We start from the raw sequence: 24,285 nt of genomic DNA on the forward strand, positions 1-24,285 counted from the left end.
TGTGGGAGCGAGCCTGCTCGCGAAGGCGTCGACTCGGTTTCAGAGCGGCCCGCGCAACCCGAACCGCCTCATCAACCCCGCCTCCAACAACCCCTTGGGCAACAACCCCGCCAACAACGGCAACGCCCGGCTGCCATTGCCCAGACGAATCAAACGTGGTGTTTTGCCCCGCTGCACAGCCTTGAGCAAACCCTCTGCAAACTCCCTGGCCGGTGTCGGTTTGTCCTGCGAAGCCTTGGCCCGTGCACGAATGCCTTCGCGCAGTGGAAACCACGGCGATTGTTCGGTGATCAATTGTTCTGCCTCATGCCCGGCATTTTTAGCGAAGCTGGATTCGATGGCGCCCGGCTGGACCTCCATTACGCGGATCCCGAACGGCGCCAGCTCCATGCGTAACGCATCGCTCAAGGCATGAACGGCGGCTTTCGAGGCACAGTAGGCGCCGGCGAACGGTGTGACCAAAATCCCTGAAACGCTGCCGATGTTCACCACTAATCCTTTGGCGCGACGCAGCACCGGAAACAGTGCGCGGGTGACGCCGACAATCGCAAACACATTGGTTTCGAACTGCCGCTGCATGGCCGGAACACCGCCGTCGAGCAACGGCCCCATGGCGCCATAACCGGCGTTGTTGATCAGCACGTCGAGGCCGCCATGTTGCAAGTTGATGCGCTCGCTCAATTGTTCGAGTGCCGCGCCGTCATTGACGTCCAGTTGCACGGCGGTGAAACCGGCAGCAGTTAACGCGGCTACGTCTTCAGCCTTGCGGGCGCTGGCCCAGACTTCGTAACCGGCGTTTTTGAACACCTCGGCGAGGGCGCGGCCAATGCCGCTGGAGCAACCGGTAATCAACGCAACGGGCATGGCGCGGTCCTTGTGCAAAAAGAAGAAGGGAATCAGTCGGAGAAACTACCTTGCAAACGCTCGGCGCGAAACTCCAGGGTTTGTGGGCGATAGCCGGGGCGCAATGGCGGCATTGGCAAACAGTCCTCCCAGTTGGCGCCGGCCTGCAATTCGCCGGGGCCACGATAACGCGGGGCGTCGTACTGGTTGTCGGCCAGATTGACCGTGTCGCCCGGCGCGTAGGCGGCGATGCGCCAGCGCACTTCGGTCAGCGGCACGTCGTTGCCGTTGTTCATTTTCAATTGCAACGGGCGGTCTGCCGGGCACTGCTCCGGCGCATAGATAATGCGCAGTTCCAGGCGCGCGAGTTGCTTGACCTCGCGGCTGTCCAGCCAGATCACCCACGTGGCCACAAGCCCCAAACCGACTGCGGCCGCCACAGAAACGGGAAACGCCTTTGCCGGGTAGCGCAGCAACAAAATCAGCCAGGTAATGACCAGCAGGACGCCGATGAACATGTATGTACGCTCCTTGAACTCATGCCCACCATCCTACCGAACGGCTGCGGGAATGGACATTCATGGATCAGGTCTGTTGCCGTTGGTCGGTACTGTAATTTCTGACAGTAGCCCGTCATTGCCAGGAACCGTTAGATAACCGTTGGTTTACAGGGACACGCCAGGATGCATTGCAAAACCCCCACACTGTCCGTCGTCGATCCGCGAGAGTTGCCAATCCGTTCAATTGATTATTGGCGCCAGGTTGAAGGCGAACTGACTCAGGCCCGCATCAACCGCACCCTCCACAATGCTGCCGGGCACGCCGTCAAACAGTGGGACCCACGGCTTTGGTTGCTACAGGACCAAGATCCGCTGGCGCCCGCCAATCTCGTGACGGTGCATTCGCTGTCCGGTAACGCGGTGTCGATGCTCAGCGTTGATGCCGGCTCGCAGATCATTCTTTTCGGCCTGACTCATGAAATTCTGCATGGTTGGGACAGTCGGGGCACTCACCGCAAGGTTGAATACGACGACTTGTTGCGCCCCGTGACGGTGTTTGAGCACCTCGTCACGCAGCCACCACGGTGTGCCGAGCGAATGGAATATGGTCGTCCTGGTCAGGGGCGCCGGGACCAAAACCTTCTCGGTCAGCTCATTCGGCGAGATGGCCCCGGTGGAACCGCATTGTTTGAGGCGTTTGCGATCACCGGCCAATGCACAAGGCAGGTGCAGCACTTTACCAAGGATGCCGTCGCACCTGATTGGCCAGAGCCGATTGCTGATCGCAATAGTGTGTTGGAGCCGGGCGATGGTGCCGTCTCGACGTGGCGGTTCGGTCCGCTGGGGGATGTGCTGGATTCGGTCGATGCCCGGCATAACTGCCAGACCTTTGGCTTCACCCTTGATGGCCGACTACGCCACAGTGCCTTGAAGCTTGCAGGCAAGACTGCTTGGCAAACACTGGTGAGTGACATCGAGTACAACGCCCAAGGACAGATCACTCGCGAAGTGACGGGTAACAACGTAGAAACGACCCTCAAGTATTCCCCTGAAGAGGGGCGATTGATCGAACGGCGGGCGCACGGCGATCACAGCGGCTTGCTGCAACACCTGTTCTACGTTTATGACCGAATGGGTAATGTGCTGAGCATCGATGACAAGGCGTTGCCGGTGCGGTACTTCAACAATCAACGCATCGAACCCGTCAGTCGATTTATCTATGACAGTCTTTATCAATTGATCGCGGCATCTGGCTGGGAGGCGGGGGCTCCCAATCAAGGGCCGGCATCCGTCGGGCGCAACGATTCGGCGGCACTCAGCAACTACCACCAGGTCTACTCCTACGACGAGGGTGGCAACCTGCTGAAGCTGACGCACGTCGGCGCACAAAGTCCGGGAGGTGAGCTAAAACCCGCCCGCTACAGTAATCGCTGTTTGCCCTGGCGCAATGGCGTGCCGCCGACCGAAGACGAGATCGCCTCGGCATTCGACGCCAGGGGTAATTTGCTGGAGCTGGGTCAGGGGCGGTTTTTGACGTGGGATCTGCGTAACCAAGTGCAGTCGGTCAGCCCGGTGGAGCGCGATTCCGGGCGCAATGACTACGAGTCCTATGTCTACGATGGTGGTGGCCAAAGGGTGCGCAAAATCCGCTCGTTGCAGACCAATGCCCGAACCGTGATGGCCGACGTGCGCTACTTGCCGCAGCTGGAACTTCGTGCCGACAGTGGCACCGGGGAGGTGCTACAGGTCATTATGGCTCAGACCGGTCTTAATACGGTTCGGGTGTTGCATTGGGACATTAATCCGCCGTCCGGCATCAACGATCAGTACCGTTACACCCTGGTCGATCATCTGAATTCCAGCACCGTAGAGCTGGCCGACGATGCACGAATCATCAGCCGCGAACTCTATTACCCGTTTGGCGAAACGGCCTGGTTTGCCAGGGATGATGTGATTGAGGTCAGTTATAAATTCATCCGTTACTCAGGCAAGGAACGGGATGCCACAGGGCTTTATTACTATGGCCTGCGTTATTACGTGCCGTGGTTGCAGCGCTGGCTCAATCCTGACCCCAAGGGGTTGGTCGACGGGCCGAACCTGTATCAGATGGTCGGTAATTCGCCCATGAGATATGTCGATAGCGACGGCGGGGGAAGGACCGAAGCTTCAGAGTTGAATGCAAGCATGGACAAGCAACGAGCCCTTTTGTCTTCGGTCGAAGGCGCTGCCGCTGATGCCAAAAATTCAATACTCAACCACGTCTATTCGCAGCATCGGTTCAAAGCGTTGGGCCGTCGGGTAGTGACCCAACTTGCCAGCAGTGCTTTCAGTTCTGCCAGTGAGGCGGTGGGTGCTGCGGGGGGCGGTGCTTTGGGTGGATTGGGGGGGCCGTTGCCCGGTGCGATTGGCGCTAAAGTCGGAAAGGTTGCGGCCTCAAAGATCTCAGGTGCCCTTATTTCCAAGGTGAAGGACACCTAGCAGCTGGAACGCCCGATCAACTTCAAGGGGGACGAAATGAACCCTAAAGCGTTCATTGAAAGCGTTGAACCCAAAAAGAAACTCAGCCTTGCAACGGTCAAACTTGAACTGTCTGCAGTTGACCCGCGGACCAGTGAAGGGCGAAAACAATTGCGGAAAAAAATCACCACCGCGGTTGTTGATAAGGCAGTCGAAAAGGTCGGCAGTCAGTTGGGGTCGCAAGGGACGGGTTTGATCAAGACAGGTCGGGAGTTTTATCAGGCTTCGTTAGGGCTGAACGCGGGCGCGCTTAGCGAGGCATATGAAGAAACGCCGGCAGTGATCGATATGCTGGAGTTCAGGATGCAGACCATCAACACTGAATTTGCAGGTTCCGGTAGTCGCGATCCGGAAGCCTTCGAGCGTATCGCCGAGATCTCGATGCAGACGCAAACGGTGGTTCAGGCGTTGAACCGAAGCCAGGACTTCATTGAGCTTGTCGCACCCAAGCCTTATGCCGGAAGACGACATTCACTGAATGGAACCTCCAGGTCGGCCTCGGCCCGGTAGATGTCACTGGGCTAAAAAAGCCCCCGCCCAACCCACTGCGGATAGGGAACGCAGCGGGCTGGACGGGGGCTTCTTGGGTTACCGATCAATCACTGCGCGATGGTTTTCACCGAAACGCCGCGCTCGATCGGGGTGGAGCGACCGTAGATATCTTCAAACCGCTCGATGTCGTCTTCACCCAGGTAGCTGCCCGATTGCACTTCGATGATCTCGAGTGGAATCTTGCCCGGGTTGCGCAAACGGTGGACCGACGCAATCGGGATGTAGGTCGACTGGTTTTCGCAGAGCAGGAACACGTTGTCGTCGCAGGTCACTTCGGCGGTGCCGCTGACCACGATCCAGTGTTCGGCGCGGTGGTGGTGCATTTGCAGGGACAGGCACGCGCCCGGTTTGACCGAGATGTGCTTGACCTGGAAGCGGCCGCCCATGTCCACCGAGTCGTAGGAACCCCACGGACGATAGACTTCGCAGTGGTTCTGGGTTTCGCTGCGACCCTGTTCGTTGAGGGTGTTGACCATTTGTTTCACGCCTTGGACCGCGTCCTTGTGCGCAATCATCATGGCGTCCTTGGTTTCGACCACCACGATGTTTTCCAGGCCGATCACCGACACCAGTTTGCCGTTGCCGTGGATCATGCAGTTTTTGCTGTCCTGAATGACCACGTCGCCTTTGGTGACGTTGCCGTTGGCGTCTTTTTCGTTCACTTCCCACAGCGACGACCAGCAACCGACATCGCTCCAGCCAGCGGTCAGCGGTACGACGCAGGCGCGCTGGGTTTTTTCCATTACCGAGTAGTCGATGGAATTGTCCGGGCAGCAGGCGAACGTGGCTTCGTCGAGGGTGATGGTGTCGTTGTCGTGGACACTGCGTTCAAGGGTCAGCAGGCAGGTGTCGTAGATGTCCGGGTCGTGCTTTTTCAGTTCTTCGAGGAAGCGGCTGGCGCGGAACAGGAACATGCCGCTGTTCCAGAAGTAACCGCCGGACGAGACGAACTCGGTGGCGCGTTTGACATCCGGTTTTTCGACGAAGTGCGAGACGCGGCTGACGCCTTCCGGCAGCAGCGAATCATTGGTCGACTTGATGTAGCCATAACCGGTTTCCGGTTTGGTGGCCGGGACGCCGAACAGCACCATTTCGCCGTTTTCAGCTGCGACGGTGGCCAGGGCCAGGGCGCGCTGCAGGGCTTTCTGGTCTTCCAGCACGTGGTCGGCCGGCAGCACCAGCATCAGCTCGTCACGACCTTCATTGACCAGCATCATCGCGGTCAGGGCCACGGCCGGCGCGGTGTTGCGACCGAACGGTTCCATCAGGATGCGCTGGGCTTCCAGTTTGCGGTTGCTCAGCTGCTCGTTGACGATAAAGCGGTGGTCCTTGTTGCACACCACGATCGGAGTGTCCATGCCTTCAAACACCAAGCGTTCCAGGGTTTGCTGGAACAGCGTGTGTTCGCCGGTCAGGGCGAGGAATTGCTTGGGAAACTGCTTACGCGAAAGCGGCCAAAGACGTGAGCCGCTACCACCTGACAAGATCACCGGAATCATGTTGTTACTCCTTTAAAATCGATTGGTTAGAGCTACGAACGTTCTGTCGTTTCACTCTTGTTCTTATTCCGTAGCCCGACTCACCCCTCGGCCGTTGTAGGAGCCTGGCTTGCCAGCGATGGCGGTCTCAAGGGCCTCATCGCCGGCAAGCCGGGCTCCTACAGGACACGTGGCAGTCAGGCAAATGTGTTAACGCGTCGAAACCGGGCGTTTTACCCAGACTGGCGACAGGCTGGTGCCGCTGCCGGTGACGTACAGCACCGCCGCTTCACCGCGTTCCAGGGCAACCGGCTTGACGTCACCGACTTTGGTCGCGCCGTCGTACAGCGCCAGGCTGACCTTCACCGGGTTGATTTCACGCTCGCCACGGCCCTTGGCGGCCACGCTTGGCACCACGTCAGTCTTGCCGTCGGCAGTCTTCAGGGTCAGGGCCTTGTCGCTCAGGTTCTGCAGACGCACCAGCGACTTCTGCTTGTTCTTGAACGGCGGTTCTTCGATCAGTTGCGGTGCACCGCTGGCGTTGTTGACCAAGGTGTAATAGTGGTCACCGGCCAGTTTCACCGGCAGCGATTGGCTGCCGACCTTGGCGCTGTAGTCGCCGCCCGGCATGAAGCTGAAGTCGGTGCTGGACAGCGGTGCAACGTCGCTAAGATTAGTGGTACCGACGGTGGCGCTGACTTCAGCGTTACCGGCGTTGTAGACCCGTACGAAGCTCGAGCCTTTTGGTGCGGTCGGGCCGTAGAGTGCGGCGTCGCCACCGGCGAAGGCGTTCATCGACAACACGCTGAAGGTCGCTGCCAAAGCAACTGCCTTTACGGAGCGAGCGGCGAGACGGCGAGGAGTAGTAGTGAAAGTCATGGAAGTACCTCTCTCTTTCAGTTTTGCGCCCGGTCGGGCGTCTCGGATTTAGTGTTTGCGGCTACGTTTTGTTGGCGGGCGCCAGCTTCTTTGAGCTCTGCGACCCACTGCGGGTCGGCGTCGCCGATTTCGTTGTTCACAGGCAGATAGCGTTCAGGAAACTCCCAGATCAGCACCTGTGGCGGGCTGTTCTTGAAAGCATCGCTTTTCAAGTAGCTGAGCATCGGCAGGATCGGGCCGTGGCCGTCTTCGGCGTAATTGACCACGTCGCTGCGCAGCGCTTGTTTCAGTGCACCGACGAAGTTCCAGTTCGGGTTGGCGCTGTAGCTGGTGCCGATCAGGGCCACCGGCACTTCGGTGTTGGCGAACAGGGCGTCGTCACCGGTCGGCTGATCGCCAGCCGCCACGGTGTTGCGCTTCTGCAGTGGCTCTTGCGCTGGCATCAGGTTTTCGAACAGCGGGTCCAGCGGCAGGAACAGGCGCAGGTCGCCCTTGTGCGTGACGTTTTCCGCTGGTGTGGTGACGAAGTTTTGCGGCTCGCCGCTCAGCGGGAGTTTGTCGGCGATGGTTTTGGCCAGGGTCTCGGCGGCGACTTGTGCGCCTTCCGGGGTCCAGTGGGTGTCGGTGCGCAGGAACACTTGCTGACCGTTCTGCTTGGCCTTTTGCAACGGGCCGAGCAGGTCGGGGGCGAGGATCTTGTCGGCCGCCACACGAGCGTGGAAGTCCTGATAGAGGTTGGCGTGAATGCTCGAAGGTTTCACTTCACCCAGGTGTTCCGGGTACAGACGGGTCTTGGCGGGCACGATGGCCATCACCAGTTTCACGCCTTGCGCTTTCAGGGTCTGGCGCACGCCTTCGACCAGCGCGTAGTTGCCTTGCAGGTTCAGCTCTTCGTTGACGATCGGGTTGAACTCTTCATCGCTGTAGAGCCACTGATCGCGACCGAGCACAACGCCCGGTCGACCTTCGTTGAACAGTTTGAAATCCAGCGCGGCCCAGAGGTTGGTGCCCAGGCGCTTGATCGGAAACTCGTCGTCGTAGTGCGTCTCCACGGCTTTGGTCCAGCGGCCGTTGAGCACCGTCGCATCGGCGTTGGTGCTGAAGCCGAAGAAGCTGCGCGTGGACCACAGGCCCAGTGCCAACAAGGTCAGCAGGAACAGGGCAATGTAGAAGATGCGTAATGAGCGGGTCATGGTCAGATCCCTCAGAACTGGAAGTAAAGGAACGGCGAAAAGCTTTGCGCCGAGAGTTTGAAAATCGAAGCGATGAACAGCACCAGTACCAGCGTGCGCATCACGTAACGCGGCCAGTCAGCGGTCCAGTAAGCCGGTTGCACGGTCGCTTCAACGCCGACGGTGTAACCCGGTTGGTGGATGCTGGCCGGGTTGTCGCCCGGTACCGCTTTGATCATTCCAGGGGTTGCGCCAGCAGGGCCGTAGGCCTCGACGTTGACGGCAGGCTTGGTCTTGGCCGGCGGCTGATTGGTGTAGAAATCACGGATGCCGAAGAACGCCAGCGTCACATAAGCCACTACCAGGGTTGCCACTTGCAGACCGGTGAGGCTGGCCTGATTGAGTTCCGACAGCGACCATTCGTTGAAGCTGAACATCGCGCCGTACATACGGCCTGCGACGTGCAGGTTTTCCGAGCGGAAGATCACCCAGCCCATCACCACCAGCAGGAACGTCAGCGCCCAGCGGATCGGGTTGATGCTGCGCGGCGAAGTGTTCAGGCCCAGCGCTTTTTCAATCGCCAGCCACATGCCGTGCCACGCACCCCAGACGATGTAGGTGATGTTCGCGCCGTGCCACAGACCACCGAGCAACATGGTCAGGAACAGGTTGCGATAGGTCATCAGCGTGCCTTTGCGGTTACCGCCCAGCGTGATGTACAGGTAGTCACGCAGCCAGGTGGACAGGCTGATGTGCCAGCGCCGCCAAAACTCGGTGATCGACTGGCTGATGTACGGCTGTTTGAAGTTTTCCATGAAACGGAAACCCATCATCAAGCCCAGGCCGATGGCCATGTCGCTGTAGCCGGAGAAGTCGAAATACAGCTGCGCGGTGTAGGCCAGCGCGCCGAGCCAGGCATCGCCCGTGGTCGGGTTTTGCAGGGCGAAGCAGTGGTCGGCCACGACTGCGAGGGTGTCGGCGATGAAGACTTTCTTGATGAAACCCTGCATGAACCGCGTGCAGCCCTCGGAGAATTTATCGAGGGTGTGGGTGCGGTTGTTGAACTGATCAGCGAGGTCGCGGAAACGCAACACCGGGCCGGCAATCAGGTGCGGGAAAATCGCCACGAACGCCGCAAAGTCGATCAGGTTGCGCGTTGCCGGGGTGTCACCACGGTAGACGTCGATGATGTAGCTGATGGACTCGAAGATGTAGAACGAGATCCCGATCGGCAACAGCACGTGGGTCAGGATGAACGGCGACAGGCCGACCGACGTCATCATGGCGTTGATGCTGTCGACGCCGAAGTTGGCGTACTTGAAGTAGCCCAGGATGCACAGGTCGACGGCGACGCCGAGCAGCAGCCAGCGCTGGGCCGGTTTGGTGCGCACGCCTGCTGCACCGACTTTGAGGCCGATCCAGTAATTCCACAGCGTGACGGCGGCGAACAGCGCCAGGAAGTCCACACGCCACCAGGCGTAGAACACGTAGCTGGCGATCAGCAGCAGCAGGTTGCGATAGCGTATTCCGCTCAAGTAGTACATGCCGAGAAAGATCGGCAAGAACAGAAACAGGAACACGTTGGATGAAAATACCATCCCGATCTCTCCATGTTTAATGTGTAGGAGCTGACTTGCCAGCGAAAGCGGTGTGTCAGTCACACCGAGTCATTCGCCAGCAAGCTGGTTCCTACAGGGTTAGCGGTGCGTCAGATACACCGTGTCATGCCATTCGCCAGCAAGCCGGCTCCTACGGGGTTAGCGGTGTATCAGGTACACCGTGTCGTGCCGTTACAGGTCCTGGGAACCTTTGCCTTTTTCATTGGCCGGGTCGTAGACCTTGGTCAGATCCCCGCCGAGGCGGAAGGTCTTGAACGGTTGCATCCCGTGCTTCTTCTGCAACACATCCGGCGAGCAGGTGTAGAGCGTGCAGAACGGTTCGAGCCAGGCAAATTTCGAGTCAATCTTGAGGTCGGTCATGTCCTGTTCCTTGCCGTTCTTCTTCTCGAAGATGTCCGGGTCTTTAACCCCGGCCAGCACCTGATCACCCAAGCGTTTCAGCGCGCCGTTGTTTTCCTGGCGCACGTCCACACCGTTGACCTGAGCAAAACTGGCGATCATCGCCAGTGGCGGCAAGGCGTAGTTGTGGTAGGCGAGGGCGCGTTGCTGGCGCTTGAGTTCGTTGGGCAGGAAACCCTGCGCGTCGACCTGATTGGCGCCGACTTTGTATTCCTTCACGGCCCAGTCAAACAGGTCGCGGCGGTTGGTCGCGACCGACGTTGCCATCACCGACCAGGCAGCCCAGTACGAGTGATTGTTGGTTTGCTCAAGCGGCAGGTTGTCCCAGTCGCTGACCACTTGATCAGCCATTTTGCTGAACCAGGCTTCAATCAACTGCGACTCTTGCTGATGGTTGGCCAATGGATGCGAGTCGGAGAACTTCAGGCGGATATACGACGACGCCATGCTGCCCAGCGCCCATTTGCGCATGGACTTGCCGGTGTGGTTGAAGTCCTTGGACATCAACGCATCGGCCTTTGCCCAGGCTGTCAGCCAGTTCAACGTGCATTCCAGTTGTTCCGGGCGACCGTCGCGCATGAACTGCATCACGCGCTTGCTGGTGCCGCGCTCGATTTTGGTGATGTCGGCGGTGCTTTCGCGAAAGGCTTTTTCCGATTGCTCGTTCAGGGTCGAACGGGCCTTGTCGGAGCCTTCGTATTTGCTGCGAAATTGCAGCGAGCCGGTGTATGGCGCCGGCATCGCATCACAGCCTTTGCTGTTATCGCCGGTTTTGATTTTTTCAATCGGCGCGAAGTAGCCCTGTGGCGGACGCAGGGGGGCGGCGGCCTGGCTGGCACCGGCGAACATCGCCAGGGTCAGCAGTGAGGGCGCGAGTAGATTTTTCAACGTTCGGTTTTGCATGGCAGACCTCATTGCCCGGCCTGAGCGGTACGTTGCTCAGCACTCGGGAACACGTTGCGTTTGCAGATTTTCGCTTCGACTTTCTGCGGCGCGGCGCCTGCTTCAGGGCCCTGGACTTCGACGGCCAGCAGATTCTGCGAGGCCCAGTCTTCGTCCGTGCGCAACTCAAAGGCGAAACGCCCGTCGGTGTCGGAGGTTTCCGGTTTATCGATCTTGATGTCCTCGTGGCGACCGTTCATGTACCAGAGGGTGGCTTGCAGGGTTTTCACCGACGGATCGGTGAAGCGGATGTCAACCTGGTGGCTGCTGTTTTGCAGGTTCAGGTTCTTGCTGTTGACCATCAATTCGTTCTTGCCCGGTTTCAGCGTGGTGCTGCCGGACATCTGTGCATCCTTGCCTTCGCAACCGTTGTCCAGCAGCGCCATCATCTGGCGGTAGATGGTTTCCTGGTCGAGGCGATAGAGCGGCGAGAATTCCCAGATCAGAATCTTTGGCGGCTTGGTCTGGAACTCTTCGCTGCCCAGGTACTGCAGCATCGAACCTTCCAGGCCACCGCCGGGGAACGCTACGTTGAGGATGTCGGCGCCGATGGCCTCTTCGAGGAAACCGCCGAAGTTGTAGTTCTTGCCACTGTGGCTGGTGCCGACCAGGGTAATTTCCGGATTGCCGGCGTCGCTGAACAGATCGCCGTCGGCGGCTTCGCCCTTGGGCTCGGTGGTGAATTGATCCATGTACTGGATCGCGTAGCTGGTGCCACAGAGTTGACCGGCCATGTTGTGTAACGTTCCGGTCTTGCCCATGCGACCTGACTTGTGGGTCTCGAATTCGCGTTTCGCAATGTCGGCAAACGCCGGGATCTGCTTGACCTTTTCCGCGACGATTTTCGCCGTGCGCTGGGCGCCATACGGCGTCCAGTGTTGGTCGCCACGAAAGTAGAAGTCGTGGGCGGGCAGGGTGTCCGGCAGCGATTCGTTGGTCAGCGGCGACAGGTCTGGCACTACGTAACCCATGGCGGCGAAACGCCCGAGCATGGACTTGTAGTTCTTCAGTGCCTTGTCGAAATCGTACTTGGCCTTTTCTTCCGGGTTGAGCTTGTTGCGGTTCACCAGGCCACGGGTCGGCTGGTAGACGACCACCAATTCCACGCCTTTGCTCTTGAACGCATCGTGCAGTTCTTTCATGCGTTTGTAGCCAGCGGGGGTGGTGTCGAATTCGGTGCGCAAGTCTTCCTGGGTACGGAACAGCCAATCGCCTTGAGCCTGGACCAGCGTGGTGAAGTTCTGCTGATAACGCGTGGTGTAGTTTTTCGCGTCATGGGCTTCGGGGCACAGGTTGCAGCACGGTTCGGCGCTGAAGCTGGGCGCCTTGACTTCGTCGGCGCGAACACCGCCGCTGGCCGCGAGAATGCCGGCGGTCAGGGCCGACAGGCTGAGTAATTTGATCAAGTGTGAGTGCATAAAATTATCCTCAGTCCCGCATTTCGGTCTGGCGTTCGACAGGGTCGATCAGCACGGCTTTCTGCTGGCGCACCAGCAGGTCGAGAATTTCATCCTGACGCTCGCCGAGAATCCCGCTGAAGCTGATGCCGCTGGATTTGGTCGGGGCGAGCATGGACACGCGATACAACTCGACGCTCAGCGGCGAGTCGATGGACAGCGGGCCACTGCCGTTGCCGGCCAGTTCGCCGCCGACCACGATCAGCGACACTTGGGCGTCGAACGGGTCGAGCTTGATGTCGCGGTCGGTGTCGCTCAGGTCTTTGATGTGGCCGTAGACACCGGTCAGGCCGTTGGCCAGGGACAGGTTTTCGTAGAGGCGAATGTTGACGCTGTTACGAATACGGATGCCGTGGCGTTTGTTGCTGATCACCTTGTTGCCGTAGATCAGGTTGTCGGCACTCTCGTAGAGGGTGATGCCGTCGGTGTGGTTCTTGTAGATCTCGTTGTAGGCGATCAGGTTGTTCACGCTGTTACGGTCGATCACCAGCCCCGAGAGCTTGTTGTCGTAGCTGCGGTTGTTGAAGATGAAGCTGTCGTTGACCTCACGGGAAATGATGATCCCGTGCTTCTTCTTGGTCCCGTAGACGGTGTTGTCGGCAATGATCAGGCGATGGGACCTGTCATGCGGGTCGATGCCGTAGACGATGTTGTCTTTGTAGGTGTTGCCCTTGACCACGAAGTCGCGGGTTTCGTAGCAGTAGAAGCCGTACCACATGTCCGAGAACTCGGAGCCGACGATCCAGCCAGTCGGTTCAGGGCGCTTCAAGACCTTGGCCATGTTCGGTGTGTACTGGGAAATACTCACGCCGTAGGACTTACTGTTGGCGTAGCCGAAACTGGCGATCTTGCTGTTGGCGATGTAGGTTTCGGTGCCACCCCAGGACAACAGGAACGGACGGAATTCCTTCGGCGAGTTGAACGTCGCCGGGCCGTTGTCCTTCTCGCGCCAGCCAGTGATTTTGGTGTCACGCACAAACAACTGACCGTCGTTGACCAGGAACGAACCGGCCTCTTGCGACAGGCGCAATTCCTGGGTCTGCTTGTCGATTTCAAGGATGCCGTGGCGGCCGACCACAATCGGCAACTTGGCCAGGAACACCCCCGGCGAGGTTTCGCTGAAGTACTGCTTGGGCAGTTTGTTCGCCAGATCCTTGAGGTTCATGTAGCCGTCGTCGACGAAGATCGCCTGCGGGATACCGTGCTGACGCACCACCCATTCGGCCATCTTGTTGTCGCCGCCGATGAAGTCCTTCAGGGCGTCTTCCTGCATCATCCGGCGCACGCTGATTTTGCCGGCCTTGGTGCGTACGATTTTCGCGGCGATAGCTTCGGCAGTGTAGCCGGACAGGTCCGGCAGTTTTGGCTTTGCAAGCTCCAGCGGTGCAGTCGGCGCGCTGCTGACGGTGTAGGTCTTGGCCTGTTGCAAACCTTTGGCAAGCGTCGCCGGTTGTCCTTTCTGGACAGGTGTTACCGGCTCCACATTGGCGAAGGCAGCCGCGCTTGCCAGCAACATCGCACTGGCCAGCAAGGAGATCGAACCTCGCTTCGAATTGTTCATATCGGGCACTCCCTTCGCGGTTCGCATCAGAAGCGCCAGATCACGTCGATGAACGCGCGGTGCATGTACGAATCGACGTTATTGCCGTAGGCATCACCCGGCTTGAACACGCCACCACGGAACCGCACCAGCGCCGATGGCTCATCGATCGACTGGCTCAACGATGCCGGCAACAGACCCTGCTTGAAGTACTTGGTGACGACCAGGTCCATTTCCTGACCGAGGTCTTTTTCGCCATCGTTCAGCGGCAGGGAACTGGTGGAGAGAATTGCGCCGGTGGCGTCGTCGATGTTGTTCTCGACGGCGTTGATGCCGTTGCTGCCGATCGGCTTGTTGCCGTCGACACGCCAGAACTTGTGGTAGATCAGCGTGGCGTCGTACTCGTCGTTGAGCATCCACGAACCGAACAATGTGCCGCTCTGCAGGTTGCTCAACTCGCCACGGAAGGCCTCGCCGAAACGGTGAACCCGCGAGCGCGTGCCGGTGTAGTTTGAGCGGTTGCTTTCCAGGCCGTTCTGTTCGTAATCGCCGCTGGCGCGGGCATAAGCCGCACCGACTTGCCATTGCGGATCGAGGCGCAGGCGCACACCCAGGTCGGTGGCCCAGCCATCGACGTCACCGCTGCTCTTGGGTTGTGCCGGTGCGGTGCCATTGGCGTTCAACGGGTTGACCGTGTCGCGCTCGCCGCTCATGCCGGTGACGCTGGCCCAGTAATTGACCGTGCTGGTATTGCGCCAGTTATAGGCGTCGCTATCGGCGTTGAGGCCGAGCCAGCTGATGTTACCGTTCTGTTTCTTGTCCGAAGAGTCGCTGGCCTCCCCCGGTGTCGGGAAGTCGAGCTTGCCGTTGTCGTGGACGTGATGACCGCGGATGCCGACCCAGTGACCCGGTGTCCACTGATACGCCGCATCGGCGAAAGCGTGCTGGCGATCTTTGTCGTCGGGTGCCAGCTCTGTCAGGTCGGTACGGTACTCGCTGAAGCGTTCAGCAATACCGGCGTTGGCGCGCAGCAGGGTGGTGTCGAAAGTCCAGTTCAGCGCTTCGATGTTGGTGTCGCGCCACTGGCCGTCATCATTGTGCAGGCGCTGGCGACCGAGCTTGAGGTTCTCGCCGGGGTACGGCGTGAAGCCGCTATAGTCGACCCAGAACTCGCGCATCGCCAGGTAGTTTTTCTTCGCCTTGCGACCGCCGACATCGGTGGACTCGACGCCGTTGGCCTGTTGCAGGGTGTCGGTTTCGATGATGTCGGTGGAGGTGACCGCTTGCCCCATGGCATAGGCGCTCCATGCGCCGCTCTCGCCATAGATCCACGGACGCAGGTCGAGGCCGACGCCATTGACGTCGCCGCCACTTTGCGTGCCCAGGTCAGTGTCACCTTCGGACTGACCGGTGATTTTTACGTCAAGGCCGTAGTTCTTGGTTTCGGTCAAAGCCGCCAGGGTCGGACACGACCACAACAAGGCGAATGTCAGGCCAATACCGGCCTGAACGAATGGATTCAACTTCATAGGGATTCCTCGCCGTCTTCTTCTTGCAGGGCATGCAGTTCCAGCGTGTTCTGGCTCAAGGCACCACGAACGGCCTGTTCTTGTTTCAACAGGCGTTGGGCCTCGGCGAGCTGGGCTGGCGGCAGTTGTGCTTCGAGTGTTTGCGCAAGCTCGGTGGCTTGCGGGGTGTTCTGAGCCTTGGCCAATTGGCTGAAGACATAGGCGTTAAGCGGGTCGGGCTTGGTGCCCTTGCCTTGGGAAAACAGTTGGGCGATGGCGAAGTCAGCGCTGTTCTGGCCGTTGCGCGCAGCGGTCAGCAAGTGATCCAGAGCTTTCTGCGAATAGACTTTGCCCAAGTAACCACGGCGGTAGATTTGGCCGAGGTAATAATCGGCGGCGACTTCGCGGCCGACGGCTTTCTGGAAATGTTCTTCGGCGACCTTGGCGTCGGCCGGGACCATTTTGCCTTCGTAGTAGAGCTTGCCCAGCAGCAGTTCGGCGCGTGGCTGGTCGGCGGCGCGGCCGTTGTCCAGGTACTTCATCATCTGGTCGACATCACCCAGTTCAGGGAAGTCGTAGATCAATTGCGCGAGGGTGACCCACGACGCCGGGTAACCCGCAGCGATGGGTTCGAGCAGCGATTGCGCGGTTTTCTCGTCAGTCTTGCCCAGGGTCGGGTCCGCGAGTACACGGGCGACGCTGTCCACCCGCTGTGCGGAGACGGTGCCGCGAGCGTGCGCAGCTTGCATCTGCTTGATCAGCTCGGCCTGTTGTTCTGGCTTGGCCTGTTTCTGATAAACCGTGGCCAGTTCGACGTAGCAGATGTCGGTGGTGTTGAGCGCGGCTTTGCAGATGCTGGCGATTTCGTCCAGGTGCTGGTCGTAAGTGCCTTGGGTGCGATAGAGCAGCACTTGCGCCAGGCCTGCTTCCGGTTTGCCTTCGGCGCGCCATTGACTGATCTGCTTCTGCGCGTCGACGTTGGGGAAACTGTGCGGGTATTGCAGGTACAGCATGGCCAGCGGAATCAGGGTGTTGCCTTCGCCATTGGCCGAGGCTTTTTTCAACAAGGCTTCGGCTTCGTGCTGCTCGGCTTCGGTGGAACCGGGTTTGGCCACCAGCAGACGCCCCAAACGAGCCTGAGCGCGCGGCGAGACGTCGGCCGCGGCGCGATAAGTCGCCTCGGCCTGCTTGATCTGCGCCGGGTCACGGCTGTCGACCTGGATATCCGCCAGGCCTACTTGCGCTTCGCTGTAGCCGAGGTCGGCCAGTTGCTTGTAGTTCTGCTGAGCCAGCGCCGTGTCACCGCGCTTGAGGGCTTCATTGGCCAGACGCTGGTCAGGCAGGCCGGCGCAACCGCTGAGGCTGACTGCCAAAGCCAGTGCACACACCGCATATCCCCTGTGGGAGCGAGCTTTTGTGGGAGCCGAGCTTGCTCGCGATGCAGACGACTCGGTATCACAGGTAGATCGAGCCGATGCTTTCGCGAGCAGGCTCGCTCCCACACAGGCTCGCTCCCACAGGGACTGCGGTGTGTTCGAGATTTTTGTGATCGTCACAGGCATGTCCTCGACTTAAAGACCGGCGGCCATGGCTTTTTCGATCAGCCAGTTCAGGTTCGGGCCACGATCGCTGTTCACTTCCACCGGGCGACCGGCGAGGCTGCTGTCCAGGGCTTCATCAGGCTGAATCAGCACGCGGATGTCGGAGGACAGGTCAGCGCTTTTCAGGCTGGTGCTGCTGACGATCTTGCCGGTGCGGCTCTTGTCTTCGCCGGCGATCTGGAAGCTGACCGGAGTACCCGGACGCACATCGCGGAACTGGCGATAGGAGAAGCGGGCTTCAACGTTGGCTTCGCTGTTACGCGGTACCAACTGGAAGATCACGTCGCCCTTGCTGGCGTACTGACCGTTGGCAACCAGTTGTTGCGCCACGGTGCAATCGCACGGCGAGGTCAGGGTGCCGGTCATTTGCTTGCCGAACAGTTCTTCAACTTTGGCCGGTTGCAGTTGGTCTTCGTCCAGATGGCCTTTGAGTACATCGAGCATGCTGGTGCTGAAGGTGGCGAGCGGGGCGCCTTTGGCGGCAATGCCGTCGGCCTTGATCAGGCTTTGCACGGTGCCGTCGCGCGGCATGGTGATGTTCATGCCCGGCACGCTGACCAGACCGGCCTGGGCGTGGCTGACGAAGTACATGCCGTACACCGATTTGAAAATGAAGCCGAACGCCGCCACGCCGACGATGAAAATCCCCAGGCTGAAGGTCACTGCACGCAGACGACCGAACGCGGTCATGCCGTGGCCGCCATCCTTGACCTTGCGCGCCTTGGTGAAGTTGTCGCGCTGCAGGGTCGCCAGCACTTCACCCATGCTGACGATGTCGCCGGCCAGGTGAGAAGTGATCAGGTGACGCAGAGTCGAGATGTCTTGCGGTTCCAGGTTCTGGAACTGGCAACCGGCGCGGCCGGTCTGGCGGTCGAAGGAGCGAACCTGCAATTCCACGTCCATGGCCAGGCCGAGGTTATCGATGACGAATTGCAGACGGGCCTTGTACACGTCGCCGATCTTCAGCGGCAATTGACCGGCGTTGAACGCCAGGCCGCCAGCGGAAAGGTCGATCACACGGGCTTCAACCGGAGTCCGGTCCGGACCGAAAAAACGCAGCTTGGCCGGGATTTTCACTCGGGCGTGTTGGCGCTGGGCTTCGGATTCATGCACTACGTTGGCGTTGACGGCGGTATTCATAGGGGCGATTTCCTTGTTAATTCAATAGGGGCGGGTCAGACCATCATCAGCAGCACGGCGACAAAAATGCTGCCGGCGGAGAAGGTCATGGTCCGAGACGACCAGGTGTTGAACCAACGTTGAAAGCTGGCGAGATCACGGGTCAGAGAAGTGGGCTGGCGAGTCCAGGACTGTTGATCGAGGCGGAAGAACACGTAGATCTTCACCAACGCGCCGACGATCTGGTTGTAATAGAGAATCGCCGGGTAGGCCGGGCCGATCCGGTGACCGGACAACGACAGCAGCACGGTCAGGATCAGGCGGGTAATGCCGATCCACAGCAGGTAAACCAGAATGAACGCGGTGCCATATTTGAAGCTGGCAATCAGCGCGACTGTCAGGCCCAGCAACGAAGTCCACATCGACACGCGTTGATCGAACAGCACCACCGAGGTGAACAGGCCGAGGCGTTTCATCCCCAGGCCCAGGGCGCGGGAGTTCTGGCGCAGGTTGTTGCCGTACCAGCGGAACATCAGCTTGCGACTGGCCTTGATGAAGCTCTTTTCCGGCGGATGCTCTACGGTGTTGATCGCGGCGTCCGGCACGTAGAAGGTGTCGTAACCCAGGCGCATCAGGCTGAACCAGCTCGACTTGTCATCACCGGTAAGGAACTTGAAACGACCCAGGCGCCAGTGTTGCAGCGAGTCGCTTTCCACGTCGGCAATGAACTCCGGGTTGGTGACCACCGTGGCTCGGAACACCGACATCCGGCCGGTCATGGTCAATACGCGCTTGGACAGGGCCATCGAGCACATGTTGATGTGGCGCTGGGCGAAACGCAGCTTGTGCCATTCGCTCATGATGTAGCCGCCGCGCACTTCGCAGAACTCGTTGGTGGTCAGGCCGCCGACGTTGCCGAACAGCTGGAACCACGGCACGGTCTTGCGCACCGTGCCTTCGCCGAGCACGGTGTCGCCATCGATCACGGCGACCACGGCGCGGTCGTCCGGCAAGTGGCGGGAGATGGCGCGGAAACCGTAGGCCAGGCCGTCGCGTTTGCCGGTGCCGGGAATACGCACGAAGTCGAGCTTGACCCGATCCGGTGGATTCATCCGGGCCCAAAGGCTTTTCACCAGCAGCTCATCGGACATTTCCACAATCGAACAGACCATGGTGGCGGGCAGGCCGCAGTCGATCGCTTCGCGAATCACCGAGCTGTAAACCTGCGCGGTGGTCAGCGCATCGATACGAAAACTGGTGACCATCAGGTACACATGAGACGGGTCTGCCGCTTTGCCCAGCTTGCGAACTTTGCGCCGCAGGTGCGGGTAGACCACGTACAGGAACAGCATGCCGCGCAGAAAGTGCGTGGCACCCATCGAGTAACGCCAGATCCCGATGAAGCCGATCAGGAAGATAAAGTCCTTCGACTCGGAGTCGAACGTGGACGCAGGCAACGCCATGGCGATGCCCATCAATAAACTTAGGTAAAACAGCCAACCGGCGGCCTGAAGCAGGCCGTGCTTTAGCCTGTGCATAATCGGAATCCTAAAGTCAGTTACAAGCCCCGCGCCCCTGTAGGAGCAAGGCTTGCCAGCGATGGCGATCTCAAGTACGTCATTGCCGGCAAGCCGTGCTCCTACAGGTGTTTCATCCGCAAAAGCGCGGTGTCGGAGACGGGATTCCGTATTACCAGCAGATGCCTTCGGTGCGGCCGCTGACGCTGGTGGCTTTGGTCATGAAGCCAACCAGGTCGACCACTTGCTTGCCGTGCGGAGCGTTCTGCGCCAGGGCGCGGAATTTCTCGTCACGGTTGCCGAGGATGATCACGTCGGAGTTGTTGATCACGTCGTCGAAGTCGGAATTGAGCAAGGACGAGACGTGGGGAATTTTCGACTCGATGTAATCCTTGTTCGCGCCGTGGACACGGGCGTATTCGACGTTGCTGTCGTAGATGCTCAGGTCGTAACCCTTGCCGATCAGCATTTCCGCCAGATCAACCAGCGGGCTTTCACGCAGGTCGTCAGTACCGGCCTTGAAGCTCAGACCCAACAGGGCCACTTTGCGTTTGTCGTGGCTGGAAACGATGTCGAAGGCGTTCTGCACCTGGGACTCGTTACTGCGCATCAGCGAGTTCAGCAGCGGGGCTTCCACGTCCAGGGAACCGGCGCGGTAGGTCAGGGCACGTACGTCCTTTGGCAGGCAAGAGCCGCCGAACGCGAAGCCTGGGCGCATGTAGTACTGGGACAGGTTCAGGGTTTTGTCCTGGCAGACCACTTCCATCACTTCACGACCATCGACGCCGACCGCCTTGGCGATGTTGCCGATCTCGTTGGCGAAGGTGACCTTGGTGGCGTGCCACACGTTGCAGGTGTACTTGATCATCTCGGCGACGGCGATGTCCTTGCGGATGATCGGTGCGTCGAGCTCTTCGTACAGCGATTGCAGAACGTCGCCCGAAGCCTTGTCGAACTCGCCGATGACGGTCATTGGCGGCAGATCGTAGTCGGCGATTGCGGTGCTTTCACGCAGGAACTCAGGGTTCACTGCAACACCGAAATCAACGCCGGCTTTCTTGCCGGAGCAGTCTTCGAGGATCGGGATCACCACGTTGGCCACGGTGCCCGGCAGCACGGTGCTGCGAACCACGATGGTGTGGCGGGTGGTCTTGTCACGCAGGACAAATCCGATTTCGCGGCACACGGCTTCGATGTAGTTCAGTTCCAGGTCGCCGTTCTTCTTGCTCGGCGTGCCGACGCAGATCATCGACAGGTAGGTGTCACGAATCGCCTCGGCGAAGTTGGTCGTGCCGCGCAGTTTGCCGGTATCGATACCCTTGCGCAGAAGCTCGCCCAGACCCGGTTCAACAATCGGTGATTTACCGGCGTTGATCATATCGATTTTGTCTTTGGCAACATCGACGCCAACGACGTCATGGCCCCGTGCAGACAGGCAACCGGCACAGACAGCGCCGACATAACCCAAACCAAATATGCTGATGCGCATCGCAATTACCTCTCTGTTATCAAGACTGTATTCAACAAGCCATTAGATGGCCGGAGTTAAGGGGGTTCAGCGGTCATAGTGCACTCGAAAGTGCGGCTTACAGGCGCCACAATGCCGCGTGCAGGCATATTAAGTTCCGAGTGTCTAAATAAGTGCACTCAAGACGTGCGCAACTAGGCCTTATTGTTATGACGTGCCCTGTTATGCATCCGATCCTCTGGCCTGAGGACGCTGGTGCAAAGATCTTGCGAGCTCAATGCCAGGCAATCTGCCTGTAAATCAAGCGGTTGGGTGCTCTGTTGAGCACGTTTATAGGGGCGCTGCCTTGGCCTTGTAGGGGATATTAATGGTGCATATCTCCTGTCCTTTGTGTGTTGCCCAAATAAGCGACTCAGGGTCGGAAGTTAATGTGACAACTTCACTACGTGAATGGCTTGCCTGCGTAAGTTATCTCGTACAAGCACGTTGATAATCGTTACCGGTGGTATGAGCTACGCATTTGGACATAGTTCCAGTCCACCCATCACGAAATCTGAAATTTCTTGAAATATTAAGAAAGATGGCACTACTTTCATATTGATGGCACTAGCAGTTTCACCCTTGATACATAGGGTGATTGCCGAGCTCGATAGTTTTATGCCACTACCGATAAATATTTTCAGTGCCACTACTGAAAAAAAATATCGAAGTCGAGTGAAACTAAAGTTAGAAAAAACGGGTGATGTTTTTTTGGCGCCAATAAATCGGCTATGCAGGAGGGAGATTGTTGGACGATCTGCGGTGGGCGCACGACGAGGTTGTCGATGTCCTGCACCCTATACGTGCATTTATTCGGGCGCGTGATCGCGCAGGAAAACCAGATTGTCCGGTTTGGACTGCTCGGCGCTGTAGCGGTAACCCTGAACGTCAAATTGCTTGAGGTCGGAAGGGTTGTTGATGCGCTCTTCGATGACAAACCGGCTCATCATGCCGCGGGCTTTTTTCGCGTAGAAACTGATGATTTTGTACTGGCCGTTCTTCAGGTCCTTGAAGTCGGTATTGATGATGCGCGCGTTCAAGGCGTTGCGTTTGACGGCCGAGAAATACTCATTGGACGCCAGGTTCAGCAGCACGTCATCGTCTTGATCAGCCAGCGCTTCGTTCAGCCATTCGCTGATGCGCGTGCCCCAGAAGGCATACAGGTCCTTGCCACGGGCATTCGCCAGTTTGGTGCCCATCTCCAGCCGATACGGTTGCATCAGGTCCAGAGGGCGCAGCAGGCCATACAGGCCGGACAACATGCGCAGATGCTGTTGGGCGTAATCGAAATCGGCTTCGCTGAAGGTTTGTGCGTTGAGGCCGGTATAGACGTCGCCTTTAAAGGCCAGCAGCGCTTGCTTGGCGTTTTCCGGGGTGAAGGCGGGAGTCCAGCTGCCGAAACGCGCGGCGTTGAGCCCGCCGATCTTGTCGGAAACGTGCATCAATTCGCTGATTTGCGCCGGTGTCAGGTCGCGCAACTGCATGATCAACTCTTGGGAGTGATCGAGGTACTGCGGCTGGGTAAAGCGCTGGGTCGCCGGCGGTGTTTCGTAATCGAGGGTCTTGGCGGGGGAAATCACCATCAGCATGAAGTCGTCTCCTTTAATCGTGGGCGCGATTCTAGGGGGTTGTCCGTGTTGACTCCAGCTATGGGTGTCATAGGTGATGGGTGGTGTCATGGGGCAGAACGCGAGGCTGCGTTCTTTTGATCGTCTCGATATATAGTGCGGCGCGGGTTTTGTTATGGAGACATCCCATTGCGTATCGTTTTTCTATTCTCGGCCTGGCTGTTGAGCTTGGGTGCCATGGCGGCGCCCGGCGATGTGGCGACGCTGGATCGCAGCACCTGGCCAGAGATACTCAGTAGCCCGACCTTGTTCGACGTGGCGTCGCGGGCCGAAATCCTCATGTTTGCACGCGTGCTGCTGGCCAGCGAATCGCTGGACGAACCCGCCCTGGCCCAGCACCTGGGGTTACGCAAAATCAATTCGGAAGCGGTCAACCAACTGCGCCAGCGCCTGTGGCAGCGCTTGCTGAGCAACTACAACTTCGCCCAGCAAAGCTGCGATCAGGATGCGTCTTTTTGTTTCCTGGTTGAGGACATGGACACCTTGCGCGGGCAAGCGGCCAAGTTCCAGGTCAGCGAAGAGAGCTACTACATCAAATGGGCCGAGCCGAGCCGATTGTTCCACGCCCGATACCTGGACGAGCAACTGCGCAAGGCCGCCCTGTTTCCGCAGACCAGCAGCGAAGTCGATCGTTTTGGCGACTATGAGCGCAACGGCGACGGGATGCATGACCGCTTGTTTTTGCTGACCTTCGACAGCGCCGCCAACGCCGTACCAGACAACACCGGTTGGGTCGCCGAGTACCTGCGCAAGTCGAACATCAGCGGCACTTTTTTCGTCCTCGGCAAGGACATTCAGGCGCGTCTGGCGGCAGGTTCGATGGCCAGCCTGCAAGCGATGTACTCGCAGCAATGCATCGGTGTGCAGGGCTGGGAGTTCCGTTCTCACAGTCACTGGCAGGACTGGCAGGACTCGGTGCGACGCAGCGTCGAACTGGTCAAGAGCAAGTTGCCGGAGAACTACGTGCCGCTGTTTCGTCCGCCCGATGGCCAACGCCGCTCCGATGCCGAAGGCTTCTTCAACGCCCAAGGCTTGCAGGTAGCGTTGTGGGACATCGATGCGCAGGACGGGGCGGGCAAGCTCAAGGGCAACCCGAGTGCGCAACGCGTGTTGACGCTGATGTTGCTGTGGCGCCACGGCGTGATCAATTTCAATGTGAAGCAGGACGCGGTGAAAACGGCGATGCCTTGGCTCATCACGCAAACGGCGCAAAGCGGGATCGGTTGGGAACACTGTCAGGACGGTTTTCGCTGAATCGTACAAACCCCGTAATCATTGGGTTTGGGGCGTTTTTGGGAGTGATTTCGATGCAGGCGGACTTCCGACTTTAACGGGGTGATGGCAGTCCGCCAAGTGTTATTGGTCACTCTGAAAAATAAACTTCAAAAAAACGTCAAAGTACTTTTTTCTGTCATGGGTTTTGGAGTATTACGAAGACAGACCGCCGAAACCTGCAACACAGGTGGCGTCTCCCAAGACCCAACTTGTGTGCAGTTCACTTGAATCC

18 protein-coding genes are annotated in these 24,285 nt (G+C 58.9%); 3 read left to right on the forward strand and 15 right to left on the reverse strand.

Annotated elements, in window-relative coordinates; all coding sequences use genetic code 11:
• Window positions 1-39 precede the first annotated feature (39 nt).
• Window positions 40-864 carry an SDR family oxidoreductase gene (locus ACA048_RS04715; protein WP_497628134.1) on the reverse strand — a complete coding sequence of 275 codons (825 nt, stop codon included), beginning with the start codon at window positions 862-864 and terminating at the stop codon, window positions 40-42.
• A 32-nt stretch (window positions 865-896) separates the two neighbouring features.
• Entirely contained in the window at window positions 897-1,361 is a 465-nt protein-coding gene (locus ACA048_RS04720; RefSeq protein ID WP_497628135.1) for a multidrug transporter, read from the reverse strand.
• Window positions 1,362-1,526: 165 nt separating this feature from the next.
• Here ACA048_RS04720 and ACA048_RS04725 point away from each other — a divergent pair, with 165 nt between their 5' ends.
• A complete protein-coding gene (locus ACA048_RS04725; protein ID WP_497628136.1) occupies window positions 1,527-3,821 on the forward strand; it encodes an RHS repeat domain-containing protein in 2,295 nt (764 codons plus the stop codon).
• Window positions 3,822-3,857: 36 nt separating this feature from the next.
• Window positions 3,858-4,370 carry a hypothetical protein gene (locus tag ACA048_RS04730; protein ID WP_497628137.1) on the forward strand — a complete coding sequence of 171 codons (513 nt, stop codon included), beginning with the start codon at window positions 3,858-3,860 and terminating at the stop codon, window positions 4,368-4,370.
• 89 nt (window positions 4,371-4,459) lie between these two features.
• Here the strand turns inward: ACA048_RS04730 and ACA048_RS04735 are convergent, their stop codons facing one another.
• The 13 genes from ACA048_RS04735 to yaaA form a co-directional block, all read right to left on the reverse strand.
• Window positions 4,460-5,911 carry a mannose-1-phosphate guanylyltransferase/mannose-6-phosphate isomerase gene (locus ACA048_RS04735; protein ID WP_497628138.1) on the reverse strand — a complete coding sequence of 484 codons (1,452 nt, stop codon included), beginning with the start codon at window positions 5,909-5,911 and terminating at the stop codon, window positions 4,460-4,462.
• Window positions 5,912-6,100: 189 nt separating this feature from the next.
• The gene (locus ACA048_RS04740) at window positions 6,101-6,769 is read right to left on the reverse strand and encodes an alginate O-acetyltransferase AlgF (RefSeq protein ID WP_497628139.1); all 669 of its coding nucleotides are present in this window, start codon (window positions 6,767-6,769) and stop codon (window positions 6,101-6,103) included.
• A 17-nt stretch (window positions 6,770-6,786) separates the two neighbouring features.
• Window positions 6,787-7,962 carry an alginate O-acetyltransferase gene (locus ACA048_RS04745; RefSeq protein ID WP_497628140.1) on the reverse strand — a complete coding sequence of 392 codons (1,176 nt, stop codon included), beginning with the start codon at window positions 7,960-7,962 and terminating at the stop codon, window positions 6,787-6,789.
• A gap of 11 nt (window positions 7,963-7,973) precedes the next feature.
• Window positions 7,974-9,539 carry an MBOAT family O-acyltransferase gene (locus ACA048_RS04750; protein ID WP_497628141.1) on the reverse strand — a complete coding sequence of 522 codons (1,566 nt, stop codon included), beginning with the start codon at window positions 9,537-9,539 and terminating at the stop codon, window positions 7,974-7,976.
• A gap of 192 nt (window positions 9,540-9,731) precedes the next feature.
• Window positions 9,732-10,862: a mannuronate-specific alginate lyase gene (locus tag ACA048_RS04755; RefSeq protein ID WP_497628143.1), complete on the reverse strand. Its 1,131-nt coding sequence runs from the start codon at window positions 10,860-10,862 to the stop codon at window positions 9,732-9,734.
• Between the two features lie 8 nt (window positions 10,863-10,870).
• On the reverse strand, window positions 10,871-12,319 hold the full coding sequence (locus ACA048_RS04760; protein WP_497628144.1) for an alginate O-acetyltransferase: 1,449 nt from the start codon (window positions 12,317-12,319) through the stop codon (window positions 10,871-10,873).
• A gap of 10 nt (window positions 12,320-12,329) precedes the next feature.
• Window positions 12,330-13,919 (reverse strand): mannuronan 5-epimerase AlgG, encoded by a 1,590-nt coding sequence (gene algG, locus ACA048_RS04765; RefSeq protein ID WP_497628145.1) that lies wholly within the window; start codon window positions 13,917-13,919, stop codon window positions 12,330-12,332.
• A 26-nt stretch (window positions 13,920-13,945) separates the two neighbouring features.
• Window positions 13,946-15,427, reverse strand: coding sequence for an alginate export family protein (locus ACA048_RS04770; RefSeq protein WP_497628146.1), 1,482 nt, complete (start codon window positions 15,425-15,427; stop codon window positions 13,946-13,948).
• On the reverse strand, window positions 15,424-16,968 hold the full coding sequence (gene algK, locus ACA048_RS04775; protein ID WP_497628147.1) for an alginate biosynthesis TPR repeat lipoprotein AlgK: 1,545 nt from the start codon (window positions 16,966-16,968) through the stop codon (window positions 15,424-15,426). Before algK ends, ACA048_RS04770 begins: the two co-directional genes overlap by 4 nt.
• Window positions 16,969-16,977: 9 nt before the next feature.
• The gene (locus ACA048_RS04780) at window positions 16,978-18,147 is read right to left on the reverse strand and encodes a PilZ domain-containing protein (RefSeq protein ID WP_497628148.1); all 1,170 of its coding nucleotides are present in this window, start codon (window positions 18,145-18,147) and stop codon (window positions 16,978-16,980) included.
• A 35-nt stretch (window positions 18,148-18,182) separates the two neighbouring features.
• Window positions 18,183-19,664 (reverse strand): mannuronan synthase, encoded by a 1,482-nt coding sequence (alg8, locus tag ACA048_RS04785; RefSeq protein ID WP_497628149.1) that lies wholly within the window; start codon window positions 19,662-19,664, stop codon window positions 18,183-18,185.
• Window positions 19,665-19,815: 151 nt separating this feature from the next.
• Window positions 19,816-21,132: a nucleotide sugar dehydrogenase gene (locus ACA048_RS04790; RefSeq protein ID WP_497628150.1), complete on the reverse strand. Its 1,317-nt coding sequence runs from the start codon at window positions 21,130-21,132 to the stop codon at window positions 19,816-19,818.
• A gap of 827 nt (window positions 21,133-21,959) precedes the next feature.
• Window positions 21,960-22,739 carry a peroxide stress protein YaaA gene (gene yaaA, locus ACA048_RS04795; protein ID WP_497628151.1) on the reverse strand — a complete coding sequence of 260 codons (780 nt, stop codon included), beginning with the start codon at window positions 22,737-22,739 and terminating at the stop codon, window positions 21,960-21,962.
• A gap of 168 nt (window positions 22,740-22,907) precedes the next feature.
• On the opposite strand from yaaA, the gene ACA048_RS04800 reads away from it, so the two are divergent.
• Window positions 22,908-24,032 (forward strand): polysaccharide deacetylase family protein, encoded by a 1,125-nt coding sequence (locus ACA048_RS04800; RefSeq protein ID WP_497628152.1) that lies wholly within the window; start codon window positions 22,908-22,910, stop codon window positions 24,030-24,032.
• Window positions 24,033-24,285 lie beyond the last annotated feature (253 nt).

The organism is Pseudomonas sp. LBUM1659 (genome assembly GCF_059716045.1).

What these genes read in the sequence shown, in the direction of transcription:
- alg8 (WP_497628149.1), bottom strand. Translation starts at nt 19,664, where the DNA reads ATGCACAGGCTAAAGCACGGCCTGCTTCAGGCCGCCGGTTGGCTGTTT.
- ACA048_RS04750 (WP_497628141.1), bottom strand. Translation starts at nt 9,539, where the DNA reads ATGGTATTTTCATCCAACGTGTTCCTGTTTCTGTTCTTGCCGATCTTT.
- yaaA (WP_497628151.1), bottom strand. Translation starts at nt 22,739, where the DNA reads ATGCTGATGGTGATTTCCCCCGCCAAGACCCTCGATTACGAAACACCG.
- ACA048_RS04755 (WP_497628143.1), bottom strand. Translation starts at nt 10,862, where the DNA reads ATGCAAAACCGAACGTTGAAAAATCTACTCGCGCCCTCACTGCTGACC.
- ACA048_RS04725 (WP_497628136.1), top strand. Translation starts at nt 1,527, where the DNA reads ATGCATTGCAAAACCCCCACACTGTCCGTCGTCGATCCGCGAGAGTTG.
- ACA048_RS04715 (WP_497628134.1), bottom strand. Translation starts at nt 864, where the DNA reads ATGCCCGTTGCGTTGATTACCGGTTGCTCCAGCGGCATTGGCCGCGCC.
- ACA048_RS04790 (WP_497628150.1), bottom strand. Translation starts at nt 21,132, where the DNA reads ATGCGCATCAGCATATTTGGTTTGGGTTATGTCGGCGCTGTCTGTGCC.
- ACA048_RS04745 (WP_497628140.1), bottom strand. Translation starts at nt 7,962, where the DNA reads ATGACCCGCTCATTACGCATCTTCTACATTGCCCTGTTCCTGCTGACC.
- ACA048_RS04720 (WP_497628135.1), bottom strand. Translation starts at nt 1,361, where the DNA reads ATGTTCATCGGCGTCCTGCTGGTCATTACCTGGCTGATTTTGTTGCTG.
- ACA048_RS04770 (WP_497628146.1), bottom strand. Translation starts at nt 15,427, where the DNA reads ATGAAGTTGAATCCATTCGTTCAGGCCGGTATTGGCCTGACATTCGCC.
- ACA048_RS04780 (WP_497628148.1), bottom strand. Translation starts at nt 18,147, where the DNA reads ATGAATACCGCCGTCAACGCCAACGTAGTGCATGAATCCGAAGCCCAG.
- ACA048_RS04735 (WP_497628138.1), bottom strand. Translation starts at nt 5,911, where the DNA reads ATGATTCCGGTGATCTTGTCAGGTGGTAGCGGCTCACGTCTTTGGCCG.
- ACA048_RS04740 (WP_497628139.1), bottom strand. Translation starts at nt 6,769, where the DNA reads ATGACTTTCACTACTACTCCTCGCCGTCTCGCCGCTCGCTCCGTAAAG.
- ACA048_RS04760 (WP_497628144.1), bottom strand. Translation starts at nt 12,319, where the DNA reads ATGCACTCACACTTGATCAAATTACTCAGCCTGTCGGCCCTGACCGCC.
- algK (WP_497628147.1), bottom strand. Translation starts at nt 16,968, where the DNA reads ATGCCTGTGACGATCACAAAAATCTCGAACACACCGCAGTCCCTGTGG.
- algG (WP_497628145.1), bottom strand. Translation starts at nt 13,919, where the DNA reads ATGAACAATTCGAAGCGAGGTTCGATCTCCTTGCTGGCCAGTGCGATG.
- ACA048_RS04730 (WP_497628137.1), top strand. Translation starts at nt 3,858, where the DNA reads ATGAACCCTAAAGCGTTCATTGAAAGCGTTGAACCCAAAAAGAAACTC.